The organism is Actinokineospora alba (assembly GCF_004362515.1).
GTDB classification, from domain to species: domain Bacteria; phylum Actinomycetota; class Actinomycetes; order Mycobacteriales; family Pseudonocardiaceae; genus Actinokineospora; species Actinokineospora alba.
Map to the genome: position 1 here is coordinate 212,675 of NZ_SNXU01000001.1, position 24,311 is coordinate 236,985.

A 24,311-nucleotide genomic window follows, 5' to 3' on the forward strand; every position below is an offset into this window, starting at 1 on the left:
AGCTACCAGGATTCCGGCGGCTCCACAAAGGCTTTGCCCAGGTCACGAACCTGCTTGAGGGCGGCGCGTACCCATCCGGCTGACGCTCCGGCGAGGCCGCAGGCAGGCGTGACGACGGTGTGCGAGGCGAGGATCGAACGCGGGAAGCCGAGCCGGTCGACCAGCCGCAGCGCGGGCTCGGCGGCCTCGCGCAGCGACAGCCGCTCGCGCGGCTCCGTCCCGGGGACCAACCCGAGGAACATGGACACGCCCGCGTCCCACGCCTCGCCGAGATCGTCGGACAGCGACGCCGGGATTCCGTCGAGCAGAGCGGCGTCCAGGGCGAGTGCGCCCGCGCCCGCTTCACGAAGCAAACCGATCGGGGGACGCGGAGCGCAACAGTGGACTATGACCGGATTGCCGGTAGCGGCACGTGCCGCGTCGATCAGCTTCGACAGCACGTCGCGCGCGTCATGAATGGGAACCGACGGCACGGTGCCGTAGCCCGACGGCGTGGGCAGCGCGCCCGCGAGGACGGTCGGCAGACTCGGCTCGTCGAACTGGACGACCACCTCGGCCCCGGTCCGTTTGCGCACCTCTGCGACATGCAGGGCGAGACCCTCCGCGAGCGACTCGCCGAACTCCCGGCGCGCCCCGAGATCGGTCAGGACGCGGTGGCCCCGGTGCAGTTCGACGCCCGCCATCAGCGTCCACGGCCCGGCAACCTGGACCTTGAACACGGCGGGTGCTTCGCCCGCGCGCCCGATCGCGTCCTCGACAGCGTCGAGGTCCCAGCGCAGCAGGTCGACCCCGCGGCGGTGGTCCCGGCCGGGGTGGGCGGCGACCCGGTAGCCCGAGGGCACCAGTTCGACCGCCAGGTCGACGAGCAGGGCGGCGGTCCGGCCGATCATGTCGGCGCCGAGTCCGCGGGCGGGCAGTTCCGGCAGGTGCGGCAGGTCGGGCAGCTCACCGAGGACGACTGTGGCGGCCTCGGCGGGATCGTCGCCGGGCAGCGAGCCGATACCGGTGGCGGCTCCGTGCGGCCATGGTGCGTTCGTCACCAGGCCAGTGTGGTCGATCAGGCGACGCCGACGCACACCGACCGGCCGCGGTTAGCATGACTCGTGGACCGCAGTGAAGTAATCAAGGCCGCCGACCGCATCGCGCCGCACCTCCGCCGCACCCCACTGCTTCGCTCCGAAGTGGACGGTCGGCGGGTGGTCCTCAAACTCGAGCACCTGCAGCGCACCGGCTCGTTCAAGTTCCGCGGTGCGCTCAACGCGCTGCTCGGCGGTGAGCGCCCCGAGACGGTGGTGACCGCGTCGGGCGGCAACCACGGGCTCGCCGTGGCCACGGCGGCACGGGTGCTCGGCATTCCCGCGACCGTGTACGTCCCCGCGTCCGTCCCACCGGCGAAGGCTCGGCGGATCGAGGCGGCGGGCGCGAAGCTGATCATGGGCGGCGACTCGTACGGCGAGGCCTCCGCGGCGGCGCTGGCCGAGGCGAACAGCACCGGCGCGCTCTACGTGCCCGCGTACGACCATCCGCTGGTCATCGCCGGCCAGGGCACCTGCGCGGCCGAAGCGATCGCGGATGCCCCCGACATCGACACGTTCGTGGTGGCGGTCGGCGGCGGCGGGCTGGCCTCCGGCACCGTGCTGGGCGGCGGCAGGCCCGTGGTCGCGGTCGAACCCGAGAACTGCCAGGCCATGCACAACGCGTTCGCCGCGGGCCACCCCGTCGACTCGACGGTCGACTCGGTCGCCGCGTCCGCGCTCGGCGCGACCCGGGCAGGCGACCTCACGTTCGAGATCCTCCGGTCCGCGGGAGCAACGTCGGTGCTGGTCAGCGACGACGAGCTGCTCGCCGCGCGCGACCGGCTGTGGGAGGAGTTCCGGCTGGCCGTCGAACCCGCCGCCGCCGTGCCGTTCGCCGCGTGGCTCGCCGGGCGGGTGCCCGGCGAGCTCGCCTGCGTCATCGTCTGCGGCGCCAACACCGAGTGGTCACCGAGCTAAGCGCGCATCACTGTCGCGATCGGAATGCGCGCCGCTCGGATCGCGGGAAGCAAACCGCCGAGGACACCGGCGGCGAGACCCGCGATCACTCCCGCGACCCCGGCCTGCCACGGGAACGCGAGGTCGGCCCCCATCGTCTCGAACCGGCCGCCGAGCACCATCGGCGCCAATTTGAGCCCGACGGCCCCGACACCGATCGCGGCGCCCGCCGTCAGCATGCCGATGATCAACGTTTCCGAGAGCACGATTCCCGCCAGCAGCAGCCGTGGTGTGCCGACGGCGCGGCGCAGGGCGAACTCCTCGACGCGCTCGCCGACAGTGGCCAGACCGACGTTGAGGATTCCCGCGACCCCGATAAGCAGGACCAGCACGGCCATCGCGAGGAAGATCATCCGCATCAGCGTGAGCTGGGATTCGATCTCCTTCTTGGACTCGACTTGGTACGCGTGGATCTGGTCGGCGGGCGCGCCGCGGGCGGCGAGCCGAGCACGCAGCGTCTGCTCCACATCGGTCACCCCGGGCGGCATGTAGACGGCGAATGAGTTGCGCCCGTTCTGGTTTCCAGTAGCAGGCGTGGTCCAGTTCAGCAGCTCGTCAGCCCGGACGTAAGCCGCGGGAGAGCTGTCGCCGTCGTGCACGACTCCGAGGACGCGCGGGGTCGGATTCGCCGTCGAACCCTCGATCCGCATCTCCGCGGGAATTCGGTGCTGCGTGAAGGCGGCGGCCGCTTCCCGGTTCAAGACCAGTCCCGGCGATAGCGACGGCTCGCCGGAGAAGTCGAGCCAGCGACCCGCCTCCGCGTGGAAGGGCCGGTACTGGCGGATGTCGCCGGTCAGGCCGACGAGGCGCAGTTCGATCGCCTTGCCGGGTGGAGGTGGGCCGTCATCGGACTTCTGCTCGTGGCAACCCATCTGGTCGCAGACCATCATTGCGCCGCCGTAGCCCTGGCCCGCGTACTTGAGCGGCGACCCGCCCGGGTTGATCGGCATGACCGACGGTTCGCCGATGATCGCCATGGTGCTGGTCAGGCCGACCATCTCCGGCCTGCCGCGGAGAACCTCGGTCATGACCGGCACCGTCGCCTCGTGCGTGGGCAAGTTCAGCACGACGGTGCCGTCCTTGCCCATGCCGAGTTCGATGTCGGTGAGAAGCGCGCGGTTGGCGATCTCCGCCCCGGCTTGCACGGTGACCACCGCTAGAACGCCTAGGAACAGACTGACCATCGAGAGCAGCGTGCGCAGTTTGCGCGCGCGGATGCCTTGTCCGCCGATGATGAGCGCGGAGCGGAACCGACCGGACAGGGCCATCAGGCGTACACCCCCGCCCGCTCGGTCACGAGCCTGCCGTCGGTCAGTCGCACCACGCGACCCATCCGGCTGGCGTGCGCGTGGTCGTGGGTGACCAGGACGAGCCCGCACCCACGCGCGGTCGCGGAGTGCAGGACCTCGATGACGTGGGCGCCGGTCTCTGTGTCGAGCGCGCCGGTCGGCTCGTCGGCCAGCAGGATCTTCGGTTCGCGGACCAGCGCGCGGGCGATGGCCACGCGCTGCTGCTCGCCGCCGGACATACGCTGCGGCTTCTGCTTGGCCAGGTGCGCGATGCCGACCATGTCCAGCGCCGCCATGACCTTCGCGCGCCGCTTGCGCCGCGCCGCCCAGCCCTGGCCGTTGACCAGCGCCATCGAGACGTTCTGCGCGGCGGTGAGGTGCTTGAGCAGGAAGAAGCGCTGGAAGACGAAGCCGAACTCGTCACTGCGCAGCCGCGCGGCGCGGCGCTCGGACACCCGGCTGATGTCCACCCCGCCGAGCAGGTACTGACCGCCGTCCGGCCGGTCGAACAGCCCGATCAGGCTCAGCAGCGTGCTCTTGCCGGAGCCGGAGCGGCCCAGGATCGCCACGCTCTCGCCACTGTGGACGGAGAGGTCGACGCCGGTCAGGATCGGCCGCGGTTCGCCCTGCCCCTTCAGCGTCTTGGTGAGTCCGTGCAACTCGATCAGGGGCGTCATGTCAGGACCCCATACCGGGCTGGGCGTTCTGCTCGGGCGGGCCCGGCGGCAGATTCGGGCCGGGCACGGCCAGCGTCTCGTCGCCGGTCAGGCCGGACTTGATCTGCACGACCCGGCCGTCGGTCAGGCCGAGGACGACGTCCTTGGTCTGGCGTGCGCCGTCCGGCCCCATGACGTCGACCTTGCCGCGGCCCTGCTTGCCCGCGACCGCCTCGACCGGCGCGACGAGCACCTGCTTCGCCGTCTCGGTGATCACCTCGATGGTGGCGGCGGCTCCGTTGATCAGCTTCACGTCGGCGGGCGCGGTGCAGACCAGACGCATGCCGGTGGCCTCCGACGGCTTGCTCTGCGGCTGCTCGGCCTGCGGCTTGGGCTGCGGCGGCGGCTGCTGCGCGTTCGGGTCCGGGTTCGGCTGCTGCGGCGCGGGGTCCGGCGCGGGCGGCTCCGGGATGGTGCCCGCGGGAAGCGCGGCGATGGTGCCCAGGACACGGCAGTCGAACGGGCCGGGTCCGCTCTTGATCTGCGCACGCACCGAGGTCAGCGCGTCGGACAGCTGGTATGCCTGCGCGCCATCGATGTCGGCCACGATGCCGTATCCGACGTGGGTCGCGGAGACGATCGGCATGCCCGTGGTCACCGACGACTTGTCCGCGACGAGGCGACCCGCGAAGACCGCGCCCGCGGGGACGTCGACGTGCGTGGGCTTGCCCGACGCCCACACCGCGCCCGCGCGAGTCGGCTTGGTGGGCGTGCTTGTCGGCGCCTTCACCTCGACGTAGCGGACCTGGCCGTCGCTCGGCGCGACGAGGCCGAAGATCGGGTTGAGCGTGACCTTGCCGGTGAGGCTGACCTTGTTGGTCAGGTCCTGTCGGGTGAGCTTGGCCGTGGTCATGGTCGTGCCGCGGTCGGCGAAGCCGGGCACGGGCGGCGGCGCGTCGGATGACGTACACCCCGCGAGGGTCAAGACGGCGGCGACGACCGCCGCGCAGATTCGTGAGTCCACCGGTACCCCCAGAGAGTCGAATTGCCCGGTACTCGCTCAGTCTATACATGCAGTGAATAGTGATGTTCGCGCCACTGCTCGACCGCCATTTCCACGAAAGCGCGGACGGCGGGCTTGCGGCCGCTCTCCTCCCGCCAGACGGCGAAAACCCGCCGTGACATGGCGGGTTCGACCGGGCGGAGGCGGACGCCGTCGGGCACGTGATCGCCCGCCAGCCGGGGCATGAGCGCCACACCGAGGCCCGCGGCGACCAGACCGAGCTGGGTGGGGAATTCGACGGCCTGATGGGCGATGTCGGGCTCGTGCCCGGCGCCGCGGAAGGTGCTCGTGAGCCAGTCGTGGCAGATGGTCCCGGCCGTGGACGCGATCCAGCGCTCACCGACGAGGTCCGACAGCGCCACAGTGGCCGCGTCGGCCAGCCGATGGCCTGCCGGAAGGGCCACATCGATCAGGTCATGGCCGATGTCATGGGAGCGCAGGCGGTCGGAGATGGCGATCGGGACATTGACCCAGTCCTGGGCGATCGCGAGGTCGACGTCGCCGCGGGCGAGTTGGGCGATGGCGTCATACGGTTCGACCTCCCGCAGGCCAAGACGCAGCCGCGGGTAGCGCTCGTTCATCGCCGCCAGCACCCTGGGCAGCAGCCCGCGCGCGGCGGTGGGGAACGCGGCGACGGTGAAGTCGCCGAGGACCTCGCCGCGGCGCTCCTCCAGGTCGGCCTCGGCCTGCTCGACCGCGCCGAGTATGCGTTCGGCGTGCTCCGCGAGCAGCCTGCCCTCTTCGGTGAGCCGGACCCGCCTGCCGTGCCGCTCGATGAGCACACAGCGGGCCTCGCGCTCCAGTTTCGCCATCTGCTGCGAGACCGCCGAAGGGGTCAGGTGCAGGACGTCGGCAGCCGCGGCGAGGGTGCCCTGGTCAGCGACAGTGCGCAGGACACGGAGTCGTACGAGGTCGAACATGAAGCAAGGCTAACGCTCTTCGGGCGTCAGCCATTAGCGGAGCTTCAGGATACGAAGACCGTGAACGCCCCTCGGTGGACCTGGCCGTCGCGGTTGAACTCCAGGAACAGGCGGTACTCGCCGCGTTCGCCGAACAGCGCCTGGAAGGTGAGTTCGCCGTTGATCAGCGGGGCGCCCAGCGGTTCGCGCGGGTGCAGGTGGGTGGCCGACAACAGGGCGGTGTGGAAGCCCGTCATGTGGCCGTAGGCGCCGAGGTGCGGGTCGACGGTGTCGAGGGGCTTGCCGTCGGGGCCGCGCAGGGAGAACCGCAGGATCGTCGGCTGGCGGACGGCGACGGTGGCCGCACCCTCCGGACGCACGATTCGGTAGCCCGAACCGGCGTCGGCCTCGGCAGCGGGGGCCGGGATCTCGACGGTCGCGGTGTCACCGGCGATCGCGAAGGGCAGGCCCAGGACGACCGGGTGCGTGGTGTCCGTGGTGTTCATCGGGATGAACTCGGCGAACATCCGATACGCGCCGCCGTCGGCGATGGCGACCGCGACCTTCCAGGTGTCCCCCACGAGTTCCGGATGCAGGTGCTGGTAGCCCTGCATGTCGTCGCGGACGACGAAGAAGTGCAACTGCTTGGTGGCATTGAGCTGGAACTGGGTCTCCGGCTTCCCGGACGGTCCCAGGATTCGGAACGCCACCGGCACCGCGTCGCCCCGGGTCGTGGGCAGGGTGACCGGCTCGAAGCGGAAGCCGTTCTCGAAGTCCGACAGCCCGTCACTGTGCGCGGCCAGCGTCATCGGCGAGCCCATGTTCTGGTGGGGCGACGTACCGGTCGAGGAGCGCATCACGACGAAGACAATCGCCACCACAGCGACCAACACCGCCGCCCCGAGCGCGGCCCAACTGGCCCAGTGCAGCTTGCGCATGCGGGCAGAACCTCCGAACCCTCGCGACCGGGACGTGGGCGAACAGCGGGTATTCACCGAATGCGTGCCGGTTTCGTCAATCAGCAGGATCTGCAGTGTCGCTGAGGGGCAAGGCGATGACAACCCGCGAACGGCTGGGTCACTCCATGGCTGACCGGTCCCCCGAAGCCTCGGGCCGTCTGGATTCTCAGCGTTCTCAGCCGGTGGCGGATACGTTGGCGGCCGTGACGGGGAGGTGGGCGCCATGGTCTCGGAGGGGCAGACCCGGTTGATGCTGTCCTCGCTGCGTGGGGCGTGGACACAGGGCAGGGCGGTCGAGCGGATCGGCTATGTCGTGGGTGCCTGTCTCTTTCTCTCCGGTCTCGCGCATTTCGGGGTGTTCCTGGTCGACGGCGGCCCGTGGGAGGGGCCGGTGTCCTGGCGCAAACCCGTCACCTTCGGTCTCTCGTTCGGCTTGGCCTTGATCACCCTGGTGTGGGTCACCACCTGGATTCGGCAGAGCGAGCGAGCGCGGTCGGCGACGCTGTGGTTGTTCACGGCGGCGAGCGTCGTGGAGGTCGGGCTGATCTCCCTGCAGGCGTGGCGTGGGGTGCCATCGCACTTCAACAGTGAGACCGGATTCGACCGGGTGATCGCCACCTCGCTCGCCATTGGCGGCGGACTGATCCTCATCTCCGTCCTGACCGTCACGGTGGCGGCGCTGCGACCGGACTCGGTCGCACGGCCGGACATGCGCTTGGCTGTGCGTGCCGGGTTGCTGCTCCTGGTCGTGGCCTTGCTGGTCGGCGCGGCCATGATCGTGCGGGGAGTCAGCGCGGTGAACGCGGGCGACCCCGACCTCGCGTACACGACGGCGGGCGCGTTCAAACCGATCCACGCGGTCGCCATGCACGCGGTCCTCGTTCTGCCCGGCATCGCCTGGCTGTTGGGCTTCACCCGGTGGACGGACCTGCTCCGGCTGCGCGTCGTACAACTGGGCACCACGGGGTACGGCCTGTTGGCCGTGACCACCGGTGTCGAGTCGGCGCTCGGCGTCTCGCCGTTCTCCGCACCACTACTCGCCGATGTCGCCAACCTCGTCGGCTTGGTCGCCTTGGTGTCGGCCGGGGTGGTCGCCATCTACGGCGTGGTTCATTTCCCGGCCAGAGACACCAACCCCGTTCGTACGGCGTAGAGCGCGGCCTGAGTGCGGTCCTGCAGGCCCAGTTTGGCCAGGATCGCGCTCATATGGGATTTCACGGTCTTCTCGGACAGGTCGAACTTCTTGGCTATCTCCCGGTTGGACAGTCCACGAACGACAGCCTCCAACACCTCCGACTCCCGCGAGGTCAGCTTCAGGTCGCTTGGCCTCGAGTCGCCTTCGGCGAGCAGGCGGGCCACGTCCGGGTGCAGCAACACGTGGCCTGCGTGGACCGACCTGATGGCCGCCGCAAGCGCCCGCGGATCGACGTCTTTGTAGACATAGCCGGCCGCGCCCGCGCGGACCGCGGGAACGATCGCGGAGGGATCGGCGAAGCTGGTGATCACCAGTACCCGCGCGGGATTCGCCCTGTCGCGCAGACCGCGCAGCGCGAACACGCCATCCGTGCCCGGCATGCGCAGGTCGAGCAGGATCACGTCCGGGTTCAACCGCTCCGCCTCGGCAACGCAGGACGCGCCGTCGAAGGCCTCGCCGATCACGGTGATGTCGTCCTGCAAGTCCAGGAAGGTGCGCAGCCCCTGGCGCACCACCGGGTGGTCGTCGACGATCAGGACCTTGATGTCGTCAGTCAACGGGCACCTCCAGCAGCACGGTCGTCCCACCGGGACGCTCCGAGGTGACCTTCAACCGGCCGCCCGCCGCTCGCGCGCGCTCGCGCATCGACGAAAGCCCCAGCCTGCGCGACGTCTGACCGGACGGCGAGGTGTCGAACCCGATGCCGTCGTCCTTGACCCTCACCACGAGCAGCTGGGCGCGGAAAGACACGTCGATCTCGATCTCGTCCGCTTGGGCGTGGCGCAACGCGTTGTGCAGCGCCTCTTGCGCGATTCGATACACCGCCTCCTCTCTCGCCGAGGTCAGCCTCGGCACGTCCCGGCTGCTGAACCGCACGGCCGCGTCGTGGACGCGGTTCAACAGGTCGGCCTGCTTGCGCAACGCGATGTCCAGACCGTCGCCTGCGAGATCGGGCGAACGGAGCCCGATGACGACCGCCGACAACTCGTCCGTGGCGGCCGCGGCGAGCTTGCGCACGGTGTCCATCTCGGCTCGCGCGCGATCGAGGTCGCGGTCCAGCAGGGCGGCGGCCGCCTCCGCGGTGAGCCGGAGGCTGAACAGCTTCTGGGTGACCGAGTCGTGCAACTCCCGCGCGATGCGGTTGCGCTCCTCCACAATGGACAACTCGCGGCTGCGCTCGTACAACCGGGCGTTGACCAGCGCGATCGCCGCATGGGACGCGAGCAGCGCGAGGAGTTCCTCGTCCTGGGCGGTGAAACCGCCCGGCACCTCTTTGTTGGCGACGAAGATCTCGCCGAGGATCTCGTCGCCATCGGTGATCGGCACCCCGAGGAAGTCCGTCAGCACCGGATGCGCCGCGGGCCACCAACCGAACTCGGGGTGCGCCCGGATGTCGTCGAGCCGGACCGGGTGGGGGTCGGACAGCAGGACGCCGAGGAGGCCGTGCTGGCGGGGCACCGGGCCGATCTCGGCCCACTGCTCGTCGCTGATGCCGTCGGCGAGGAACTCGGCGAACCCACCGTTCTTGTCGGGCACGCCGAGCGCCGCGTACCGGGCGCCCACAAGCCTTCGCGCGGAGGTCAGAATCGTCTGGAGGACGTCGCGCACCTCGAGGTGGGTGGCGACCGCCAGCACGGCGGCGCTCACCTCACGCAGTTCGTCTCGGTCGATTCCGGTCACCATTTCAAGGTACCCACGAGGACCGACAAAGCCCCTGGTCCTAGGACTAAAGTCTTAGAAAAGAGCCATCTCTGGTCCGATGGCTGCCGGCCCCGACCGGCCTAACGTCGATCACGTCAAACGACGATCGACGAAAGGACCGACATGCCCGTCGCCATCATCACCGGCGCGTCCCGCGGCCTGGGCCAGGCACTCGCGGCCGGACTAGCAGGCGAAGGCTGGGACCTTGTTCTCGACGCCCGCGGCGCCACCGCACTCGCCGAAGCCGCCGCCGCCCTGCCCAAGTCGGTGACCATCGTGCCGGGCGACATCACCGACCCAGGTCATCGCGCGGACCTGATAGCCGCCGCCGACGCGCTCGGCGGAGTCGACCTGCTGATCAACAACGCCGGCGGCCTCGGCCCGAGCCCACTTCCGAAGCTGGCCGAGTACCCCCTGGACGCTCTGCGCGAGGTGTTCGAGGTCAACGTCGTCGCCCTGCTCGCGTTGACTCAGCTCGCGCTTCCCGGACTGCGCGAGCGAGCGGGCGCGCTGGTCAACCTCACCTCGGACGCGGCAGTCGAGCCGTACGAAGGCTGGGGAGGGTACGGCTCGTCGAAGGCGGCGGTGGAGCAGCTCAGCAACGTGCTCGCCGCCGAGGAGCCAGGAGTCCGCGTCTGGTGGACCGACCCGGGCGACCTGCGAACCCAGATGCACCAGGACGCCTTCCCCGGCGAGGACATCAGCGACCGGCCGCTGCCCGCCACGGTGGTCCCCGCGATGCTCAAGCTGCTGGCGGACCGCCCCGAGTCCGGCCGGTACCGGCTCACGGAGCCGGCGTGACCCGGGCCCTGTGGATTCCCTTCGAGGCGGCCGACATCGACCCGGCCCGAAGGTTCTACCTGGACCGGCTCGGGCTTTCCGAAGTGGACAGTTGGTCCACTTCGGAGGAACGCGGATCGGTCATCCAGGTCACCCCTGGCGCGTTCATCGAGTTGGTCAGCCCGGTTCGACGCCGCTCCGGACAAGGACCACTGGCGTTCGAGCTGCCCACGGTCGCCGACGTCGACTCGCGGCTCGCGGAGATGGGGCGGGACTCGCTCACCCGGGCGCCCGGGCGGTACCCGCGCGGGCATTACGGGTTCGAGGTTTCCGGCCCTGGCGGGGTCGAGGTCATGGTGTGGACCGAGGAGAGGAGCACTGGGGGACGATGAGGAACGCATCACCGGACATTCAAATGTCCACAATGGAGTTCGAGCTTCCTTCGGAGCTGGAGGCACACGAGCCGCCGGAAGCGCGCGGACTCTCCCGAGACGGCGTGCGACTGCTCGTCGGCACCGGATCGTCGGTCGACCACAGGCGGTTCGCCGACCTGCCCAGCGCCCTGCGTGCGGGTGATCTGCTCGTCGTCAACACCTCGGCGACCGTCCCGGCGGCGGTCAAGGTCCCCGACACCGACCTCTCGGTGCACTTCTCGACAGAGCTACGCGACGGTTCCTGGCTGGTGGAACTTCGGCAGGCCCAAGGGAAGACGACAGCGCGCTACCGCGACGGCGTGGCCGGGCGGAGGTACGCCCTTCCCGCCGGCGGCTCGGTGACGTTGACGCGTCCGTACTCGCGGGACCGGCTGTGGGAGGCGGAGGTCGACCGGGGGCCGTTCGGATCCGTCATCGGCTACCTGCGGGCAGTCGGGTCGCCTATCCGCTACGGGTACGTGCCCCGAGACTGGCCGATCGCCTACTACCAAACCGTTTTCGGCACCGAACCCGGCAGCGCCGAAATGCCGAGCGCGTCCAGACCGTTCACTGACCGCATGGTCACCACCCTGGTGACCAAGGGAGTACGCATCGCCCCAGTCCTACTCCACACCGGCGTCGCCTCGCAGGAAGCACACGAACGCCCCTACCCGGAACGGTTCCGCGTCCCGGCGTCCTCCGCGACCCTGATCAACGACACCCGCACCACCGGCGGCCGCGTCATCGCGATCGGCACCACAGCGGTACGAGCCGTGGAAAGCGCCGTGGCCCCGGACGGAACCGTCAAGGCGGCCGAGGGCTGGACGGACCTGATCATCACCCCGGAACGCGGCGTCACCGTGACCGACGGCCTCCTCACCGGCTTCCACGAGCCCCGCGCATCCCACCTCGACATGCTCGAAGCCGTAGCCGGCCGCCGATTACTGCGGGAGTGCTACCAAGAGGCCATCGAAGCCGGCTACCTGTGGCACGAATTCGGCGACCTCAACCTGCTGATCCCATGACGCCCCTCCCCGGCGAACGCCGACAAGGCACGGAAAGGAGTGATAGGCCGGCCAGGCATAAGCACAACAGGGAATGGGCGTCGAGCGACCGGCGGACCACAGCAGGCGGGCCAGGCAGACCCCGGCAGACGGGCCGGGCGGGCCAGGCTGCTGGGCCCGGGCAGGCAGGCTGGGCCGGGCAGGCTGGCAGGGCCGGCTAGGCCAGCTGGGCAAGGCAGAGCTGGCAGGGCCAGCTGGGCTGGCTGGGCAGGGCCGGGCAGGCAGGGCCGGGCAGGCAGGCAGGGCTGGCAGGGCCGGCTAGGCCAGCTGGGCAAGGCAGAGCTGGCAGGGCCAGCTGGGCTGGCTGGGCAGGGCCGGGCAGGCAGGGCCGGGCAGGCAGGGCCGGGCAGGCAGGCAGGGCTGGCAGGGCCGGCTAGGCCGGCTGGGCAAGGCAGAGCTGGCAGGGCCGGCTGAGCCGAGCAGGCTGGCCGATCCGGCTGCGGATCACCGCAGTGCGCTCGCTTGCCCCCAGCATTGCCACGACGACATGAGGAGGGTGGGGCCAGGCAGGCAGGCCAAAGCAGACCGGCCGGACAGGCAGGCCAAGCAGTCGGGTCGGGTTGGCGGCGGTCAAGCTGACCGGAGTACTGGCAGCGGTCAGGTTGCCGCGGTCGGGCTGACCGGAGTCGGACCGGCAGCGGTCGGGCAGGAGGAGTCGGGCACGGGGCGCGCAAGCGCGTGCGAGGCGGCAGCCGGCTCCACGGAGACGTGGAGCCGGCTCAAGATCAGGAGCCGACGTTGATGGTCTCCGGCGTTGGGGAGTCCGCGTAGAGGTCGTCGATGTCGTGGGCGTACTTCTCCGCGATGGGCTTGCGGCGCAGCTTCAGTGTGGGCGTGAGTTCGTCGCCGCCTGGTTCCCAGAAGCCGGGGACAATGCGGAACCGTTTGATCTGTTCCACCCGGGAAAGGGTGGCGTTGCCCTTGCGGACCGCGTCGGTGATCAAGGTTCGTACGGCCTCGTGGTTGAGGACCGCACTGGGCGAGGTGGCGTCCAGGCCGTGTTTCGCGGCGAGGCCGGCGGCGGCGTCCTGGTCTACGACTATCAGTGCCGACACGTACGGGCGGTCGTCGCCGATCGCCACTACCTGGCCGATGAGGGAGCTGGCTGCCTTGACCGCGTTCTCGATGTTCGTCGGGGACATGTTCTTGCCCGACGAGTTGATGATCAGTTCCTTCTTGCGGTCCACGATCGTCACGTACCCGTCCGCGTCGATCACGCCGATGTCGCCGGTGTGGACCCAGCCGTCGGTGTCGATCGTCTCCGCTGTGCGGGTGGGGTCGTTTCGGTAGCCGCGCATGACCGACGCCGCTCGGATGAGGAGTTCGCCGTCGTCGGCAAGGGTTACCTCGGCGCCGTGTACCGGGGTGCCTACGGTGCCCAGTTTGACCTGGCCCGCCCGGCAGGAGGTGCCCAGGCCACCCGTCTCCGACATGCCCCAGATCTCGTACACGGGGATGCCGATGCCCCAGAAGTACTCCATCGTGTCCACCGGGATGGCGGCGGCGCCGGAGGCGGGGACCTTGGCCTCGTCCAGGCCCAGCTTCTTCCGGAGCTTGGACAGCACGAGCTTGTCGGCGAGCTTGTGCTGGAAGCCGAGCGCGGCGGGGACGGGTTCGTCCGCCAGTTGCAGCTTCGCGACCTTGCGGCCGACGTCGAGGGCCCAGCCGGCGATCTTGCGCTTGGCGCCGCTGGGCTCGGCGGCCAGTCCGGTCTCGATGGCGAGCTTGAACTTCTGCCAGACGCGGGGGACGGCGAAGAACACGTGTGGGCGGGCGTCCGGGAGGGCGGCCGCGAGCTGCTTGGGGTCGGCGACGGAGGTGACGATGGTGCCGAACAGCATCGACAGGTAGTGCGAGATCACCCGGTCGGCGATGTGGGCTGACGGGAGAAACGACAACACCCGGTCGCCGGGGTCGACCTCGTACGCGCTGCGGACGGCGTCGGCGACGGCGAGGACGTTGCGGTGGGTCAGCTCGACGCCCTTGGGCGGGCCGGTGGTGCCGGAGGTGTAGATGATCGTGGCCAGGTCGCCGGGTTCGACGGCGCGCCAGGCGGCTTCGAAGTCGAAGTCGGGGTCGCCGGCGGCCTCGAGGTCGGCGAGCGTCGTCGTGCCTTCCTCGGCACCGTCGACGCAGACGATCTTCAGGTCGGCGCCGGTGGCGCGCAGGGTCGGGAGGAAGGCCTTCTCGGTGACGACGACGCTGTTGCCCGCGTTGGAGAACACGTACGCGAGCTGCTCGGGGGCGCTGGTGTTGTAGACGGAGAACGGCACCGCGCCCAGGTGCAGCGCGCCCGTGTCGACCAGGTGGAACTCCGGGCGGTTGGTGAGCATGATCCCGACCGTGTCGCCCCGCTTGACGCCCTGCGCGGCGAGGCCGGCGGCGATGCGGCGGACCCGGTCGGCGTACTCCTGCCACTTGATCGACACCGCGTCGCCGGTCGTGCGCAGCGCGACGAGGTTCGGGATCTCCTTCGCCGTCGCCTGGAATGCCTCGCACAGGGTTTGGCTCATGGCTCGCCTCTCGACCTTTGTGACTGGTCACACAGGGGCGTGATCGTATTCAGAACCGTCGCCCGCTGTCTATGGCCGATTCGTCCGATTCGGTCCGGAATCAGCCCGCGCCCAGGCAGATGAACGGCCTGCGGAACGGGTCCTGGGCGATCGACTCCGCCAGCGCCCGAGCCGGGGCCACCCCCGAGGCGAGCCGCTCGTGGTACTCGACCATCGCCCCCGCGGCCGCGGCGTCGCCGACCCGGCTGGTCGCGGCGACGACGGTCTGGACGCCGCCCGCGAGCAGGGCGCCCGCGTATCCGAGGGCCTCGTCGCCGGGGCGGACGTAGTTCAGCGCCAGCTCGCACGCCGCGAGCACCACCTGCCGCGGCGGCTGCCGCAGCCGGGCGACCTCATAGGCGAACAGCGGCCCGTCGGCCAGCTCCAGCCGGGAGAACAGCGCGTTGGTCGGCTCGTGCTCGCCGTGCGCGGCGAAATGCGCGAGCTCTGCGCCGTCGAGGGCGTTGAGCACCTCGGCGACAGTCGCCCCCTCCCCCTCCAGCATGGTGGCCCGCGGGTAGACCGAGCGCAGCTTGTCCTGCTCGACCACATCGCCGGTCAGCATCGGGCCGCGGGCGAGGACGGCGCGGCCGGTCGCCGCGGCGGTCGTGGACGCCGCGAGCCACGCCGTCGCGGAGGGCGCCACGACTAGCGGCCGCGCCCGCAGCGAGGGCAGACTCCCCCACGGCACGGCGTACAGCGCCCCGGTCGGCACGATGATCAGCTCACGGTCGCCGACCAGGCTGAGCAGCGGCCGGACGATCTGCGCGTCGAGCTCGCCCGCGCTGCGTGCGGCCGAGCCCTTGACGACCTCGATCACCGGCGCGGGCAGCGTGTCCGGCGCGAGGGCGTCGAGGTCCGCGTGCAGGCGGGCGGCCTGCTCGTCGGCGGTGGCCGAGGAGTCCAGCCGCACCATGCGCACCCGCGACCTCGTCACCACAACGGCCACCAAGGCGCCGCGCGAGGTCGCGAGGGACACCAGCGCACGGTCGCCGAGCGTGTCGGTCACCTCGTCGAGCCGGGCCACCGGACGGGGGCGTCCCCAGGTGCTCGACGACCAACCCAGCCGCAGCACCTCCCGTTCCAGGGCCGCGGTCTGCTTCTCCAACCGGCTCGACGGCCTGCCGTCGAGCCGGAACGTCTGCACCGCCCGGCGCAGGGTGCGCAGTTCGGCGGCCTTCTCCGCGACGATCGGGTCATCGATGGCGGGCAGCGGCTCGTAGCGGTACACCTGCGCTCGGGTGCGCTCGAGCCAGCCGAAGAGCTGCCGCGGGTCGGGGCGGGGCCGGTCAAGCACGAGCCGCACGGCCAACTCGCCGAGTTCCTGCCCGTGCAGGGCCGTCCCGCAGACCAGTTCCATGCCGCCCATGCGGTCACGCACCCGGCCCAGTTCCCCCAGGCCCGCCGACGCCTCCGCGAGGGCGGAGCGCGTGCGGCCACGGGCCACGGCGATCTCCGCCCGGCACAGCCGCAACAGCATCTTGTGGTCGATGGGCGTCATCGAACTCGCCCGCGGCACCATGTCCAGCAGCACCTCGGCGGCCCCGACGTCGCCGCGGCGCAGTTCCAGCCGGATCGCGAGGAGCAGGGCCAAGGCCATCTCGTCTTCGAGCATGAGCGCCCGCAGGCTCTCGGCCAGCTTGATGGCTTCCTCGACGAGGGTCTGCCGCACGCGCCCGGTGCGCAGCGCCGTCTTCGTCCTCGCGCGGATACCGGTCAGCGCGGCGATCGCCGCCCAGCGGGCGTTTCCCCGCTTGGCGAAGCTCCGCTCGGCGATCCGGGCGCGGCGCCGCGCGAGTTCGGTGTCGCCGTCGAGCAGGGCCGCGGCGGCGCGGGCGATCTCTGCCTCGGCGGCGTCCTGCCCGCCCCGCTGCTTGCGGAACAGCGGCAGCGCCTCGTCGAGGGTGCGCGCGGCCTCCTCCGCCAACCCGGCGGCGAGCATCGCGCGGGCCTGGTCGAGCAGCACCACGGGAAGCAGGCTGAGCGCGCTTCGGCGGCAGAGCCGGGCGTTGTCCTCGTATCGGCGCAGCGCGGTCGGCATGTCCCCGGACATGTAGGCGACGTAGCCGAGGTTGTGCTTGGCCTTGTAGCTGATCGTCGGGTCGAGGTCGTAGCGCTCGGACAACTCGACGCACCGGTTGAGTTCGGCCGTCGCGGCGTCCGGCTGGCCGTTCATGATGTGGGCGAGGCTGCGGTTGAGGTACAGGATCGCTAGGACGCTGGCCTCGCCGATGCCGTCCGCGAGGCTGCGTTCCAGCACCTCCGCGGCCTGCTCGAGGATCTGCAGCCCCTCTTCGGACCGCCCGACCCGGATGAGCAGGAATCCGCGCTGCTCCAAGGAAAGCCCGGCCAGTTCGGTCCGCTGCCCGGGGTCGGCGATGTCGTCGACGAGCCGGTCGGCGATGTCGAGCCTGCCCAGGCCGAGGTCGACCCGGCCGATCTCCGTGTCGGCGTACGCGGCGGTCACCAGGACGCGGACCCGCATCGGGATGAGATCGACGTGGTCCGGCGCCGGGGCGTCCGCGAGCACGGCGAGCGCTTGCTCCAGCTGCGCTCTCGCGCGAGCGAAGTCGTAGCCGTACACCGCTTCCCGCGCCCGGGAGTGCAACCCGGCCGCCCGCCGCAGTGCCCGCTGGTTCACAGGGGGCACCACGCGGGCGTGAGCTGACCGGCCATGCACAAAACAGTACTGCCGGCCACCTTGCGGGTAACGCCGTGTCGATCAGTTCACCCAGCCGCGTTCCTTGAGCTCCTGGTCAGCCTGGGCGAGCGCCTCCGCCGCCCGGGCGCCGCGCTCGGCCTGACCCTGCGCGGCCGCCGACCCGGCGAGGTGCTTGGCGATCAGCCCCGCGATCACGGGCGTGGCGAACGACGTGCCCGCCCACACGGCGAAACCGGTGGTCAGGTCGTCGGGGTCCGGTGAGGTGCGGCGCATGGCCGGATTGCCGTCGCCCGCGGTGTCCAGGCCGCCGCCTTCGGGCCCCTGCCACAGCGGGACGGTGCTGACCACCGCGTTGCCTGGCGCCCACCGGGTGACCCAGTCGCCCTCGTTGCTGAACGCCGCGACCGAGGTGCCCGACGCATTGAGAGCGCCGACCGCCACCAGGAGCGGGTTGCCCGTGTTCGACCCGTCCGGGTTGAACGCCAACGCAGCCGGGACGAACGGGCGCGTCGTCGAGTCGTTGCCCGCCGCCGCCACGACGACGACACCGAGGTCGGTGAGCTTGCGGACGGCCTCAGCCAGCAGCAGGCCGGTCTGGTTGTCGGTGTGCTCGGGGTAGAAGCCCAGCGACACCGACACCACGTCGACCAAGCCCTCGGTCGTCTCCGTGTCGATCGCGTTCTGCACCCGCGCCCGCAGCCATTCCAGCGCGAGCAGCACCGAGGCGTCGGTCGTGATGCCGTCGGTGTGCAGGACGCGCAGCGACAGGATCCGCGCGTCCGGGCAGTTCTGGACGACGAGGCCCGCGACGAACGTGCCGTGGCCGGAGTGCGAGTCGGTGACGCCCAGCAGCGGCTGCAGCACGTCACGCTGGTCCTCGTAGGAGGCCAGGCTCGGCAGCACGCCGCCGGAGGCGTCGGTCAGGGTGGTCTCCAGGTCCGCGAGCAGCCCCTGGAACTCGGGCGAGACCTCGACGACCGGGTCGGAGGCGACGTCGCCGATGCGCAGCCACGGGTGGGTGCCGATGCCCGTGTCGAGCACCGCGACGACGGGACGCCTGCCCGAGGGCAGGCTGGTCGGGTCGCACGTGCGGTGCGGTTCCGGCATGAACAGCCGGACGGGGTTGCGGGTGCCGCTGGCGAGCGGGATGCCCGCGCCGCCGCCCTGGCCGACACCGCTGCCGTAGGGGACACCGCTGCCATAGGGGACACCGCTGCCATAGGGGACGCCACTGCCGTAGGGCACCCCGCTGCCGTAGGGCGTGCCGTGCATCTCCACGGACGCCGCGTGGGCGACGTGTTCGAGGCTGATTCCGGCGAGGTCGTCGTCGGAGAACTTGCGGCGAAGGTTCACGAGAACCGTCCAGGGATCCGGGGCACGGTCGGCGACCGCGTCCTCGCGCAGGCGCACCAGGACGGGGACCGCCATGCCGTCGTCGAACGTGCGCAGGGCCGCTTGCCAGCGGTCGGTCTCCGGCAGCAGCCGGACCAGTTCGACGCCGAGCGGCTGAAGGGCTTCGTTGAATCGAGCGAGCGCCTCGTCGTCACGCGCGATGCGCAGCGGGACGAGCAGGGTGTCGGCGCGGTAGATGGTCGTGTCGGGTTTGCGGTTGCCGCGGCTCGGTACCGCTGTGGACGGGTTGAGCGCGCGCGCTCGATGCCGGATCACCACGCCCGGCGGCAGGCCGACGACTTCCGACAGGCCTTCGCCCTCGTCGCCGCTTCCTCCGGACGCTTGGTCACCGCTCGGGCTCATGGTCGCCATGGATTAACTCCACCCCGATTGTCGTCTCGTCTTGTCACGGTCGGTACCTGAGATCAGCCCAACCTGCTCATCGTTAGTAGAGCAGGCGGGCAGTCATGAGATACGTCGATCGGCATAGTGCCTGCGTAACGGCTTTACCCGATCGTGCGACCGAAACTTGCCGATCACGCTGTGTCAGGACCCGCTTGCCCTAGTGGCCTAGCGGGTCGCGGAGATCATTCCGCTGCCGAGCACGATGTCGCCCGCCTCGTCCGGCCGGTAGAGGACCACGGCCTGCCCAGGCGCTACACCGCGCAGCTCCTCCGAGGGGCGGACGACCAGGTTTCCCTCGACGAAGTCGGCCGTCGCGGCCGAGGTGCCGCCGTGCGCGCGGACCTGAGCGACACAGTCGACCGGTCGGTCCAGGGCGACGCCGGAAGGCCAGATCGGCCGGTCGGCGATGATCTCGCGGACGGCGAGCTTCTCGATGGCGCCGACCCGGACTTTGCCGCTCACCGGTTCCAGCGCCAGCACGTAGCGCGGACGGCCGTCGACGGAGGGGGCGTCGATGCCCAGGCCGTGGCGCTGCCCCACGGTGAAGCCGTGGACGCCCGCGTGCACGCCGAGGACCGCGCCGGTTTCGTCGTCGACGAGTTGGCCGGGGCGTTCGCCGAGCTTGCCCGCGAGGAAGCCGCGGGTGTCGCCGTCGGGGATGAAGCAGATGTCGTAGCTGTCGGGCTTCTCGGCGACGGCGAGGCCGCGCTCGGTGGCCTCGACCCGCACGTCGGACTTGAGTGAGTCGCCCAGGGGGAACATGGCGTGGCTGAGCTGCTCGGCGGTCAGCGAGGCCAGCACGTAGGACTGGTCCTTGCCGAGGTCGGCGCTGCGGCGCAGTTCCGGGCGGCCGTCGACCTGGGCGAGCCGGGCGTAGTGGCCGGTGCAGACGGCGTCGAAGCCCAGCGCGATGGCCTTGTCCAGCAGCGCTTCGAACTTGATCCGCTCGTTGCACTTGAGGCACGGGTTGGGTGTGCGGCCCGCGGCGTACTCGGCGACGAAGTCCTCGACCACGTCCTCGGTGAACCGCTCGGCGAAGTCCCAGACGTAGAACGGGATCCCGAGCAGGTCGGCGACCCGGCGGGCGTCGTGGGCGTCCTCGACGGTGCAGCAGCCGCGCGAACCGGTGCGCAGGGTGCCGGGCTTGGCCGAGAGCGCCAGGTGCACGCCGACGACGTCGTGGCCCGCGGCGACCGCGCGCGCGGCGGCGACCGCGGAGTCGACGCCGCCACTCATTGCGGCTAGAACTCGCACTGCCTCACACCTCCGCCGCGGCTCGGGACTTGGCCCGCCGCATTCCGGCGAGACCCGCGCTGCGGGCTCGCTCGACCACCGGTCCGATGGCCTCGACCAGGGTGTCGACGTCATCGACGGTCGACGTGTGTCCCAGCGAGAAGCGCAGCGAGCCGCGGGCGATGGCGGGCTCGGCGCCCATCGCGAGCAGCACGTGGCTGGGCTGGGCGACACCCGCGGTGCAGGCCGAGCCGGTCGAGCACTCGATGCCCTTGGCGTCGAGCAGCATCAGCAGGCTGTCGCCTTCGCACCCGGGGAAGGAGAAGTGGGCGTTGCCGGGGAGCCGCGACGGACCATCGTCCACTGTGGACTCACCGGGGTCGCCGTTGAGGATGGCGTCGGGCAGCGCGGCACGGACGCGGGCGACCAGGTCGGCGCGCAGCACGGCCAGCCGGTCGGCGCGCTCGACCCGCTCGGCGGCGGCGACGCGGACGGCCTCGGCGAAGGCCGCTATCGCGGGTGCGTTGAGGGTGCCGGAGCGCACGTCGCGCTCCTGCCCGCCGCCGTGGGACACGGGGGCGCAGGGCACGTCGCGGCCCAGCAGCAGCGCGCCCACGCCGAACGGCCCGCCGAGCTTGTGGCCGGACACGGTCAGGGCGTTGGCGCCGCTCGCGGCGAAGTCGACCGGCAGGACGCCGACGGCCTGCACGGCGTCGGTGTGGAACGGGATGCCGTGCGCGGCGCAGGCGGCGGCCAGTTCGCGCACCGGGTTGACGGTGCCGACCTCGTTGTTGGCCCACATCACGCTGACGACCGAGACGGACTCCGGGTCCTCGGCGATCGCGGCCCGCAGGGTGTCCTCGTGGACCCGGCCGAACGCGTCGACCTCGAGGTGGACGACCTCGGCGCCGTCGTGCTCGGCGAGCCAGGTGGCGGCGTCGAGCACGGCGTGGTGTTCGACCGCGGAGACCAGCACCCGGGTGCGGGCCGGGTTCTTCGCCCGGCGGGCCCAGTGGATGCCCTTGACCGCGAGGTTGTCGCTCTCCGTGCCACCGGAGGTGAAGATCACCTCGGAGGGGCGGGCGCCCAGCGCCGCGGCGACGGTCTCGCGGGCCTCCTCGACGGCGCGTCGGGCCAGCCTGCCGGAGGTATGCAGCGAAGAGGCGTTGCCGTAGGTGGTCAACGCCCCGGTGAGGGCCTCGGCCACCGCGGGAAGGATGGGCGTGGTGGCCGCATGGTCGAGATAGGTCATCGCTCAACCAGAGTAGACCGACTCTCCGCACCCCTGTCACGAGATCCCGCCCACCGGCCGTTCCCATCACGGCTGTAGAGGACGAAACCCAGGGCGGCGACGCCCGCCATCACCAGGTTGAGCGGGAGGACCGCCGCGGTCGGGGCGGCCGCTGTGGCGAGCGACACGAGCAGGACGCCGCCGAACCCGACGCAGACCGCGGAGAACACCATGTCGGCGACCTGCAGCGCCGACGAGGTGAAACCGCGCTCCTGCTCGGAGGTCTGCTGCAGGGCGAGCACGTTGATCGCCGGGAAGGCCATCCCGATGCCCGCGCCGCTGACCACCCACATGACCGAGGCCAGCCAGTGCGGTCCCCAGGCGGGGGCGATGAACGCCGTCGACGCGAGCCCGACCGCGAGGATCGCGAAACCCCAGCGGATCAGCTTGGCGCGGGGGATGTCGGGCCGTCTGCCCTGCCAGTGCGAGGCCCCGGACCAGCCGAGCGCGCCGAGGGTGAGCGGGAGTCCGGCCATCGCGGGCGAGTAGCCGTGGACAGCGGTCAGGGTCAGCGGCAGGAACGCCTCGACGCCGAAGAACGAGCCGGCCAGGACGCCGCGTGCCAGCACGGTGCGGGGCAGGCCCTTGCGGCCGGTGAGGGTCCCGATGGGGAGCAGCGTGCGGAGGGCGGGCAGCAGCACGGCCAGCCCGCCGAGCCCGATCCACAGCGTCCCGAGGGACGGGTGCTGCGCCGCCCATGTCACCGCCGTGATCCCGACGGCCGCAGCGACGGCGGCGAGCGGCAGTCCACGTTTGCCCGGGGTGGCCGGTCGCGTCGGCTTCGGCAGCGCGCGCAGGGCCGGGACCAGCAGGATCGCGCCGAGGACGGCGAGCGGGGCCAGGCCGAGGAACACCCACCGCCACCCGAGCCGCTCGGTGGCGATACCGGCCGCAGTCGGGCCGATGATGGACGGGATCACCCAGGCCGCGGCGAGCAGCCCGAACGCGGCGGGCCGGTACTTCTCCGCGTAGATGAGGGCGACCAACACGTAGATCGCGGCGACCTCGGTGCCCAGGCCAAGGCCCTGCAGGGCGCGTCCGACCAGCAGTCCGGCCATGTCGCCCGCCGTTCCGGCGACGATCAGCCCCGCCAGGAACAGCGTCGGGCCGACCATCAGCGCCGGGCCCGGCCCGACCCGGTCGCAGAGCCGCCCCGAGAGGACGGTCGCCACGACGCTGGCGGCGAGGAAGGAGGTGAACGGCCAGGCGTAGAGGTGGCCGCCGTCGAGCTCGGCGAGCATCCGGGGCATCGCGGTGCTGACCCCGAGGTGTTCGAAGGCGGCGATGGTGATGAGCAGCAGGACGCCGACCGTGGTGGCCCGGTTCTCGGAGCTCCACAGGGATCCGCTGGGTGGTTCGGTGACCGTCACCCGGTCATGGTGCTACCTCCACCGCACCGGAGGTCCAGTCCTTTTCGTGAGATTTCCCGGGGAGGGCAACCTGGCACCCCACCCCGATCGTCACCATGGGTAGACCGGGGAGGGAGACCGTCGGGTGACCGATCGCGACAACGAGTTCGTCGACTACGTCAAAGCGCGCGGGGCGGCGCTGCGCCGCACAGCGTTCCTGCTGTGCGGCGACTGGCACCGGGCGGAGGACCTGGTGCAGAGCGCGCTGCTCAAGCTGTTCCGCGCCTGGCCCAAGATCCGCGCGGACGACGCGGTCGACGCGTACGCCCGCAAGATCCTGGTGCGCACGGCCATCGACGAGTCCCGGCGCCTGTGGCGCAAACGCGAATGGGGCGCCGACGACCTCCCCGAGGTGGCGGCCCCACACGAGGACCACGACGGCGCACTCGACGCCCGACGCGCGCTCGGCCGTCTCCCGGTCCGGCAGCGGGCGGCGGTGGTGCTGCGGTACTGGGAGGACCTGCCGGTCGAGGAAGTCGCACAGCTGCTCGGCTGCGCGGAGGGAACGGTGAAGAGCCAGTGCGCCAAGGGCCTGGCCTCACTACGGCGGATGCTCCGCGACGAGATGGTGTTGGAGGGACCGCGATGAACAGCTTCGCTGAAGGTGCGGAGACGGACCCGCGGGAACGCGACGACGTCCGTTCGGTGATCCACCGGGCGCTGGATGAGGAACCCGAGCTGGGCTTGGAGCCGCAGGAGATCCTGTCCCTGGCCCGACGCCGCCTGCGGACCCGACGTTATGCGGGGATCGGAGGCGTGGCCGCGGCAGTCGCCGGCGTGACCCTGGGGGCGACCCTGTTGACGGGACCGGTCGAGGCCCCGGGCATGGTCGGCCCGGCAGAAGTCGGCCGCGTCACCACGACAGCGCCATCGATACCGCCCACGACGCCCCCACCGACGACGGTGAGCCCGTCCCCGATGCCGCCGCCGAGCGCCACGACCAAGTCGACTGTCCGCGCACCCGAACCTCCCGCCTCCACAGCCGCCCGACGACCGACCAACCCACGTTCGGCGCCCGCCACCTCGGAAGCAGCGCCGGCGTCGGTCAGCCCGACCACCACTCGGCGGTAAACCGGGAACGACCGCGCATCACTGGAGTCCCAGCGGGCCCGACACAAGGGCTTGTTGGGATCTAGCAGCCACGCCCACCACCGCGAAGGTGCTGGACCGAACCCGACGGCCGGCCGGGATGCGCCATCCCAACCACCCCACCCCCAAACGTGACAGGCCAATCCCAACGGCCTGTTTGGGTGGAGTGGTTTCTTTGGGGGAGAAGAAAGACCCCTAAACTCGCGTGGTCGTGGGGCCGAAGGCT

General features: G+C 71.1%; 21 protein-coding genes. 7 read left to right on the forward strand and 14 right to left on the reverse strand.

Going from position 1 to position 24,311, the window contains the following annotated elements; genetic code table 11:
- Positions 1 to 2 precede the first annotated feature (2 nt).
- Positions 3 to 1,040, reverse strand: a complete 1,038-nt coding sequence (locus C8E96_RS00975; protein ID WP_091370737.1) for a methionine synthase — start codon at positions 1,038 to 1,040, stop codon at positions 3 to 5.
- Between the two features lie 63 nt (positions 1,041 to 1,103).
- On the opposite strand from C8E96_RS00975, the gene C8E96_RS00980 reads away from it, so the two are divergent.
- Positions 1,104 to 1,994: a threonine/serine dehydratase gene (locus tag C8E96_RS00980; RefSeq protein ID WP_091370735.1), complete on the forward strand. Its 891-nt coding sequence runs from the start codon at positions 1,104 to 1,106 to the stop codon at positions 1,992 to 1,994.
- Here C8E96_RS00980 and C8E96_RS00985 read toward each other — a convergent pair.
- Genes C8E96_RS00985 through C8E96_RS01005 form a run of 5 tightly spaced genes read right to left on the reverse strand, consistent with a single transcriptional unit; the run spans position 1,991 to position 6,878 of the window.
- Positions 1,991 to 3,301, reverse strand: a complete 1,311-nt coding sequence (locus C8E96_RS00985; protein ID WP_091370733.1) for an ABC transporter permease — start codon at positions 3,299 to 3,301, stop codon at positions 1,991 to 1,993. The two genes, C8E96_RS00980 and C8E96_RS00985, sit on opposite strands and share 4 nt — an antisense overlap.
- Complete coding sequence (locus C8E96_RS00990; RefSeq protein WP_091370731.1) at positions 3,301 to 3,999, reverse strand: ABC transporter ATP-binding protein; 699 nt, start codon at positions 3,997 to 3,999, stop codon at positions 3,301 to 3,303. The genes C8E96_RS00985 and C8E96_RS00990 overlap by 1 nt, the downstream gene beginning before the upstream one ends.
- 1 nt (position 4,000) lies before the next feature.
- On the reverse strand, positions 4,001 to 5,002 hold the full coding sequence (locus C8E96_RS00995; RefSeq protein WP_091370730.1) for an efflux RND transporter periplasmic adaptor subunit: 1,002 nt from the start codon (positions 5,000 to 5,002) through the stop codon (positions 4,001 to 4,003).
- Between the two features lie 41 nt (positions 5,003 to 5,043).
- Positions 5,044 to 5,961: a LysR family transcriptional regulator gene (locus tag C8E96_RS01000; protein ID WP_091370728.1), complete on the reverse strand. Its 918-nt coding sequence runs from the start codon at positions 5,959 to 5,961 to the stop codon at positions 5,044 to 5,046.
- A gap of 44 nt (positions 5,962 to 6,005) precedes the next feature.
- Positions 6,006 to 6,878: a hypothetical protein gene (locus C8E96_RS01005; protein ID WP_091370726.1), complete on the reverse strand. Its 873-nt coding sequence runs from the start codon at positions 6,876 to 6,878 to the stop codon at positions 6,006 to 6,008.
- Positions 6,879 to 7,122: 244 nt separating this feature from the next.
- Here C8E96_RS01005 and C8E96_RS01010 point away from each other — a divergent pair, with 244 nt between their 5' ends.
- Entirely contained in the window at positions 7,123 to 8,052 is a 930-nt protein-coding gene (locus C8E96_RS01010) for a hypothetical protein (protein WP_091370724.1), read from the forward strand.
- On the opposite strand, the gene C8E96_RS01015 is transcribed toward C8E96_RS01010, so the two are convergent.
- Both C8E96_RS01015 and C8E96_RS01020 read right to left on the reverse strand, forming a co-directional pair.
- Positions 8,010 to 8,651 carry a response regulator gene (locus C8E96_RS01015; RefSeq protein WP_091370723.1) on the reverse strand — a complete coding sequence of 214 codons (642 nt, stop codon included), beginning with the start codon at positions 8,649 to 8,651 and terminating at the stop codon, positions 8,010 to 8,012. The two genes, C8E96_RS01010 and C8E96_RS01015, sit on opposite strands and share 43 nt — an antisense overlap.
- Complete coding sequence (locus tag C8E96_RS01020) at positions 8,644 to 9,774, reverse strand: GAF domain-containing sensor histidine kinase (RefSeq protein WP_228769687.1); 1,131 nt, start codon at positions 9,772 to 9,774, stop codon at positions 8,644 to 8,646. Before C8E96_RS01020 ends, C8E96_RS01015 begins: the two co-directional genes overlap by 8 nt.
- 144 nt (positions 9,775 to 9,918) lie before the next feature.
- Between C8E96_RS01020 and C8E96_RS01025 the strand changes: the two genes are divergently transcribed.
- The 3 genes from C8E96_RS01025 to C8E96_RS01035 are packed head-to-tail and all read left to right on the forward strand — an operon-like array spanning position 9,919 to position 12,013.
- Positions 9,919 to 10,596, forward strand: a complete 678-nt coding sequence (locus C8E96_RS01025; RefSeq protein ID WP_091370719.1) for an SDR family NAD(P)-dependent oxidoreductase — start codon at positions 9,919 to 9,921, stop codon at positions 10,594 to 10,596.
- Positions 10,593 to 10,967: a VOC family protein gene (locus C8E96_RS01030; protein WP_091370717.1), complete on the forward strand. Its 375-nt coding sequence runs from the start codon at positions 10,593 to 10,595 to the stop codon at positions 10,965 to 10,967. Before C8E96_RS01025 ends, C8E96_RS01030 begins: the two co-directional genes overlap by 4 nt.
- Positions 10,968 to 10,990: 23 nt before the next feature.
- Positions 10,991 to 12,013 carry an S-adenosylmethionine:tRNA ribosyltransferase-isomerase gene (locus C8E96_RS01035; protein WP_091370715.1) on the forward strand — a complete coding sequence of 341 codons (1,023 nt, stop codon included), beginning with the start codon at positions 10,991 to 10,993 and terminating at the stop codon, positions 12,011 to 12,013.
- Positions 12,014 to 12,777: 764 nt separating this feature from the next.
- Here the strand turns inward: C8E96_RS01035 and C8E96_RS01045 are convergent.
- From C8E96_RS01045 to C8E96_RS01070, 6 genes are all read right to left on the reverse strand, one after another.
- A complete protein-coding gene (locus C8E96_RS01045; protein ID WP_091370713.1) occupies positions 12,778 to 14,565 on the reverse strand; it encodes an AMP-dependent synthetase/ligase in 1,788 nt (595 codons plus the stop codon).
- 100 nt (positions 14,566 to 14,665) lie between these two features.
- On the reverse strand, positions 14,666 to 17,245 hold the full coding sequence (locus tag C8E96_RS01050) for a CHAT domain-containing protein (protein WP_228769686.1): 2,580 nt from the start codon (positions 17,243 to 17,245) through the stop codon (positions 14,666 to 14,668).
- 81 nt (positions 17,246 to 17,326) lie between these two features.
- Positions 17,327 to 19,030: a S8 family peptidase gene (locus C8E96_RS01055; RefSeq protein WP_091370712.1), complete on the reverse strand. Its 1,704-nt coding sequence runs from the start codon at positions 19,028 to 19,030 to the stop codon at positions 17,327 to 17,329.
- Positions 19,031 to 19,228: 198 nt separating this feature from the next.
- Complete coding sequence (gene mnmA / locus C8E96_RS01060; RefSeq protein WP_091370709.1) at positions 19,229 to 20,317, reverse strand: tRNA 2-thiouridine(34) synthase MnmA; 1,089 nt, start codon at positions 20,315 to 20,317, stop codon at positions 19,229 to 19,231.
- A 4-nt stretch (positions 20,318 to 20,321) separates the two neighbouring features.
- Positions 20,322 to 21,548: a cysteine desulfurase family protein gene (locus tag C8E96_RS01065; RefSeq protein ID WP_091370707.1), complete on the reverse strand. Its 1,227-nt coding sequence runs from the start codon at positions 21,546 to 21,548 to the stop codon at positions 20,322 to 20,324.
- Positions 21,545 to 22,957, reverse strand: coding sequence for an MFS transporter (locus C8E96_RS01070; RefSeq protein WP_091370705.1), 1,413 nt, complete (start codon positions 22,955 to 22,957; stop codon positions 21,545 to 21,547). Before C8E96_RS01070 ends, C8E96_RS01065 begins: the two co-directional genes overlap by 4 nt.
- Before the next feature lie 124 nt (positions 22,958 to 23,081).
- Between C8E96_RS01070 and C8E96_RS01075 the strand changes: the two genes are divergently transcribed.
- Both C8E96_RS01075 and C8E96_RS01080 read left to right on the forward strand, forming a co-directional pair.
- Positions 23,082 to 23,585: a SigE family RNA polymerase sigma factor gene (locus C8E96_RS01075; protein WP_091370703.1), complete on the forward strand. Its 504-nt coding sequence runs from the start codon at positions 23,082 to 23,084 to the stop codon at positions 23,583 to 23,585.
- A complete protein-coding gene (locus C8E96_RS01080) occupies positions 23,582 to 24,067 on the forward strand; it encodes a hypothetical protein (RefSeq protein ID WP_091370701.1) in 486 nt (161 codons plus the stop codon). Before C8E96_RS01075 ends, C8E96_RS01080 begins: the two co-directional genes overlap by 4 nt.
- The last annotated feature ends 244 nt before the right edge of the window (positions 24,068 to 24,311 follow it).